Origin of the sequence: Stenotrophomonas sp. Sm6012 (assembly GCF_030985895.1) — a bacterium.
Taxonomy (GTDB): Bacteria; Pseudomonadota; Gammaproteobacteria; order Xanthomonadales; family Xanthomonadaceae; genus Stenotrophomonas; species Stenotrophomonas forensis.
This window is the reverse complement of sequence record NZ_JAPTFX010000216.1, coordinates 1-5,280: the sequence shown is the minus strand read 5'-3', so window position 1 is coordinate 5,280 and position 5,280 is coordinate 1. Positions and strand designations below refer to the sequence as shown.

4 protein-coding genes are annotated in these 5,280 nt (G+C 69.3%); 2 read left to right on the top strand and 2 right to left on the bottom strand.

The window, feature by feature from the left end:
• The first annotated feature begins 146 nt into the window (after positions 1–146).
• Positions 147–554 carry a YciI family protein gene (locus O0J73_RS21450; protein WP_197565077.1) on the top strand — a complete coding sequence of 136 codons (408 nt, stop codon included), beginning with the start codon at positions 147–149 and terminating at the stop codon, positions 552–554.
• Here O0J73_RS21450 and O0J73_RS21445 read toward each other — a convergent pair.
• Positions 532–2,613, bottom strand: coding sequence for a gluconolaconase (locus O0J73_RS21445; RefSeq protein ID WP_308309593.1), 2,082 nt, complete (start codon positions 2,611–2,613; stop codon positions 532–534). The two genes, O0J73_RS21450 and O0J73_RS21445, sit on opposite strands and share 23 nt — an antisense overlap.
• A gap of 165 nt (positions 2,614–2,778) precedes the next feature.
• Between O0J73_RS21445 and O0J73_RS21440 the strand changes: the two genes are divergently transcribed.
• Entirely contained in the window at positions 2,779–4,299 is a 1,521-nt protein-coding gene (locus O0J73_RS21440; RefSeq protein ID WP_308309592.1) for a hypothetical protein, read from the top strand.
• 7 nt (positions 4,300–4,306) lie between these two features.
• Here the strand turns inward: O0J73_RS21440 and O0J73_RS21435 are convergent, their stop codons facing one another.
• A complete protein-coding gene (locus tag O0J73_RS21435; protein WP_308309591.1) occupies positions 4,307–5,083 on the bottom strand; it encodes a lytic transglycosylase domain-containing protein in 777 nt (258 codons plus the stop codon).
• Positions 5,084–5,280: the final 197 nt, after the last annotated feature.

The following is a 5,280-nucleotide window of genomic DNA, read 5'->3' as shown; positions in this document are numbered from 1 at the left end:
ACCCTGCTTTCAGCGACCCACCCAACCCACCACGGAGGGGCTCCGCCGTTCGCCGATCCCCGCCGAAGGCGCGCCTCCCGCGCTGCAACATGCCCACGCGCAATCCTGCGCCATCATGGGCACCCCGCCCGCGCCAGGACCGTGCCATGCAGCAGTATCTGCTTCTGATCTACATCGAGCCTGCCCTGCTGCAGGCGCTGCCTACCGAAGAATTCAACGCGCTGATGCGCGACTGCCTCGCCCACGCCGACAAGCTGCAGGCCGAAGGCACGCTGCTGGCCGCGCAGAAGCTGCAGCCGGTCGATACCGCGCAGACCCTGCGCGTGCGCGAGGGGCACAGCCGCGTGCTGGATGGCCCGTTTGCCGAAACCCGTGAACTGCTGGCCGGCTTCAACCTGATCGTGGCGCGCGACCGCGATGAAGCCATGCGCATCGCCCGCGACTTCCCGTGGGCACGCTTCGGCAGCATCGAGGTGCGTCCACTCGAAGACATGGACGCCGAGCGCGAACGCTGCGGCGCCCCCGCCGCCGCTATGGCAGCAGCCGTACCCTGATCTCGCGCCGGCCGATGCCTTCGTTGCCGCTGTAGTCGCGCACGCTGGCACGCACGATGTACTCGCCCGGCGGCAGCGCCGCCGGCTGCCAGCGGCCGGTTTCCATCAGGCCGTCACGCACGGTGTTGGTGGCCAGGTAACGGAACCGGGTCACCGCGCTGCCATGCACGGTGATGCCACTGTCCGGTGCATAGGCCACGCGCACCGCTTCCTTCTGCGGCGGCATGCGGTTGAACACGATGTTCCAGCGCGGCTGCTCGTAACCCTGCAGCGGCTGTCCAGCGCCATCGAGGATCTGGTAGCCCACCTGGTACATGCCCAGGCGGCGGCGCGGCAGGTTGTTGTCAACCTGGTCCCAGGCCTCGACCACGATCTGCACGCCGCGGCCCTGGCGCGTCACCATCACCACGCCATCGCCGCCTGCGGCCATCGGCTGGTCGTTGTCGTCCAGCAGGGCCACATCGGTAATGCGCGGTGCGAAGTGGTCGGCGTAGTTGTGGAAGCCCAACGCCACCGCGTTGGTCTCGAAGCCACCATTACCCACCGCCAGGTGCACGTGCGCCTGGTTGTTGATGCTGCCCAGGCGGTCACCCACGTGGATGCGCATGCCACGACGCACGCGCATCCGCTGCAGCGTGCCCTGCTCGTCGTACAGCGCCTGCCAGCGTGCGTCGAACGGTGCATCGCGCGGCGTGCGGCCGACCCGCATGTGGATGTACTTGAGGCGATCCACCGACAGGCCTTCGGCCTGCTCGCCCAGGCTCCAGGCGGCCATCGGGCTGCTGACCTTGCCCTCGGCGATCGCCAGCACGGTCTGCCCGACATCGCCGCGCACATCGAAGCCGCCGTGCAGGTGGTGGCGGCTCTCGCCCTTGAAGTTGCCGCGCACCTCGCCCAGCGTGCCGACCACTTCGTGCCAACCGTCCTGCGGTGCCAGCGGCCAGCGCCCGCCGGTGTCCGGCAGCGCGGCATCGGCGGCGGGGCCGACCAGCGCCGGCGCCGGCAGGTCACCCACCGGCAGTGGGCGCAGCCGGTGCAGGCGGTAGCTGGCCGCATCGGCCACCAGCACGCTGCCATCGGCATCCATCGCCAGTCCGCTGGGGCGGGCCAGGCGCGGCAGGCGGCCGTTGCCCACCAGCGCGATCTGATGGCCCTGCGGTGTCACCTGCACGATCCGGCCATCCATATCCCCCACGTACAGCACGCCGTCGTGGGTGGTGGCCAACGACAGCGGCCCGTTGATCACCCCACCGGCAGCCACCACCGTGCTGACCGTGCCATCGGGGCCGACGCGGCGCACCGCATTGTTGAACAGGTCGGCCACCAGCAGCGCGCCCTGCGCGTCGAAGGCCAGTGCCACCGGCGTATCGAAGCGCGCCGCGTCGCCCACGCCATCGGCCAGCCCCGGGCGCTCACCGCCGGCCAGCGTACGCACGCTGCCATCGGTGCCGATCACCCGGATGCGATCGTTGAACGTATCGGCCACGTAGACCTGGCCCTGCGCATCCACCGCGATGCCCATCGGGGCATCGAAGCGCGCCTGCGCGGCCGGTCCATCGGCATGGCCCTGCTCACCCCCGGCCAGCGTGGTCACCTGGCCGTCAATGCCGATGCGGCGGATCGCATGGTTGCCGGTGTCGGCCACATACAGGTTGCCCTGCGCATCGGCGGCAATGCCGGAAGGGGTGTTGAAGCCGGCCTGCAACGCCGGGCCATCGATGCGCCCTTCACCCTGCCCGGCCACGGTTTCGACACGGCCGTCGGGCAGGCGGCGGCGGATGCGGTTGTTGTCACCGGCATCGGTGAAGTACACGCTGCCATCGGCGCCACGCAGCAATGCATAGGGATCGGCAAAGCGGGCCTGTGCCGAGGCACCGTCACGATCACCCGGATGGCCATCGCCGGCCAGCGGCTCGATCTGTGCGGTCCAGGCCAACGGCGTCGGCGCCGGGCCTGCCGGTTCGGCCAGCGTGTGCAACGGCGTCTCCCACCAGGTTGCAGCCAATGCCACTGCGGTTGCCACTGCCACGCCTGCTGCCATCCATTGCCACCGTGCCATCGCGCTGCGCTGCCTGCCTGTTGCCTGAAGAGGCACCGACAATAGACGCTGTGCAGGCGATCCGCCACGGCCAATCGTACCGGCGGGCGCCAGAGTTCCATGCATCGCGCTTGTTCTCGCTGGCGGCAGCGGTTTCAATGTTGTCCCCACGGATGGAGATTCTCCATGCCCCGCACCCTCCCCCTCGCCGCCGTGCTGCTGGCCGCACTGGCAGGCACCCCTGCTTCGGCCTCGATCACCGTTGCGCCACAGAAGCCGTCGGTCACCAGCGATGCCGTGCACATGGCCTACGCCAAGCGCTGGGATGATGCGATCGAGCAATCGCGCAGTGGCAACACACTGGGTGCGCTGATCACGATGGAACAGCTGATGGAGGATCCGCTGCTGGACGACTTCGACGCCGAGCATCGTGGCCGCGCCGCACAGGTGGCCGGCTGGACCGCAATGGTGCAGAAGAAGCCGGTCCAGGCCCGCCGCTACCTGCTGCGCGCCGCGGAAGCCCTGCCGGAGGACGCGCAGATCCTGCTGACCCTGGTCTCGCTCGAACTGTCCGAGAGCCAGCCTGCACCGGCCACGAAGTACCTGGTGCGGGCGCTGAAGCATGCCGATGCGCCGCTGCCGCTGCAGAACGACACGGTCAGGTACCTGCAGTACCGCCTGCGCGACCAGCCACGACAGCGCATGGAACTGCTGCAGGCCCTGTTCGACAACGGCTGGAAGAGTGGCGGCCTGGAGCCGACCGGCATGTGGCTGGCACTGGCTACGCTGCAGGCCGAGAACGGCCGTAGCGATGACGTCCCGGCAACCCTGGCCCGTATCAAGGGCCCCGCCGAGATCATCCGGCTGCGCAGCGACAAGCGCTTCGACCGCTATGTCGACCGCAGCGACCCGCGCTTTGATCCGGTGCAGGCCGCGCAGAAGCATCTGGACGAACTGCGGGTGTCCGGCCTGCTCGATCGCGCACTGGACGCGCGCATGGCCGAATTCAGCAGCACGCTGCTGATGCTGGACCGCAACGAGGAAGTGCTGGCGCTGACCGACGGCATGGCCCGTGCGGCCGCCGCAGGTGAGTCGCCTTCGGCCACCGACGCCGAGTGGGTCGGGTGGCTGCTCAACAGCCGCCTCACTGCACTGCGCCGGCTGGGCCGGCTTGACGATGCACTGGCGACCGCGCAGCAGGCCACGCGCATCGGTGCACTCGGTCCCAACAGCATCGAGCACCAGTTGAACATCGGCTTCCTGTTGATCTCGCTGGGTCGCCCGCAGGAAGCGGCGCAGGCGGTGCAGGGCATCCAGGGCCTGGCCGGTTATGGCAAGGCTGCACAGGCGCTGGTGCAGTTCGCCGCCGCCCGCGGCCAGGGCGATACCCGCGCAATGGAGACCGCACGCGAGGTGATCCTCGCCCAGCGCGACGATGCCCCCCTGTTCCATCGCGAGATGCTGCTGGAGCAGGGTGACCTGGACGGCGCGGCTGCGGTGCTGATCGGGCAGCTGCGTTCGCCGGTCGACCGCGGCGAAACCCTGGCCAGCCTGCAGGACATGCGCACCTATCCGTCGCTTCCCGGCGATGTGCGCATCGATGCCGCATGGCGTGCGCTCAAGCAGCGTGCCGACGTGCAGGCCGAGGTCGCACGCGTCGGCCGCATCGAGCGCTACGCGCTGGTCAGCAGCGGCACCTCGCGCTGAGCAGCACCTAGCGCGCCGGCACCTCGGTACGGATGCCCATCGCTTCGCGGTAGCGCGCGTACAGCGCCATCACCTTGTCCACATAGGCCAGGGTTTCTGCATACGGCGGAACGCCCTTGTAGCGGGTGACCGCCCCGATGCCGGCGTTGTAGGCGGCCGCCGCCAGCGGCCGGTCGCCGTTGTAGCGGCGCAGCAGCGCGCGCATGTAGCGGGCGCCACCATCAATCGACTGCTGCGGCGAGAACGGATCACGCACGCCGTACTCCTGCGCGGTGTCCGGCATCAGCTGCATCACACCCTGTGCGCCCTTGGTCGACACCGCCAGCGCATCAAAGTTGCTTTCGGCATGGGCAATCGCACGCAGCCACGCATCGTCGACGCCGGTGGCCTTGGCCGCGGCCTTGAACTGCCTGGCGTGCTGCGCCAGCTGGGGCTTGCCGACCTTGCCCAGGCCCTCATGGGCCGGCTCGCCCGGCGGCGTGGCCACGGTGAATTTCAGGAACACCCGCGAGCCGGGCAGGTTGCGGGTCGAGTAGACCAGCGCACCGTCCTGCTCGCGCTCGTACAGCACACCGCTGAACACGCCCATGTTGCCCCACAGGTTCGGGGTCTGGATGGCGTTGTCGTCGATTTCCTTCGGCGTGCAGCGCGAACCCGGTTCCGGTGCGGTGGCCAGGCTGACGGTGTTGCCCTGCACGCAGCGGTAGACCGTGCGCGCGGTGGCCAGCCCGGGCCACAGGCCGGGAAGCAGCAACAGCACCAGCAGGAGCGGGCGACAGGACATGGCGGCCGGATGATCCGGCCGCGCCCGCTAATGTTGGGTGAATGGGGGTCGGCAGGGCTGCGCCCTGCACCTGCAGAGGCAACGTCAACACCCAGAGCAGCGCTGGGCTGTTGAGGGCTGGTCGGGTAGGTGTGGCCCGGCAGGACACGCCGTAAACCCATCCATGGGGGCTCGATGGCGCCATCCATGGCGCCAAC

Coding starts and splice junctions, on each gene's coding strand:
- O0J73_RS21445 (WP_308309593.1), bottom strand. CDS start 2,613: ATGGCACGGTGGCAATGGATGGCAGCAGGCGTGGCAGTGGCAACCGCA.
- O0J73_RS21435 (WP_308309591.1), bottom strand. CDS start 5,083: ATGTCCTGTCGCCCGCTCCTGCTGGTGCTGTTGCTGCTTCCCGGCCTG.
- O0J73_RS21440 (WP_308309592.1), top strand. CDS start 2,779: ATGCCCCGCACCCTCCCCCTCGCCGCCGTGCTGCTGGCCGCACTGGCA.
- O0J73_RS21450 (WP_197565077.1), top strand. CDS start 147: ATGCAGCAGTATCTGCTTCTGATCTACATCGAGCCTGCCCTGCTGCAG.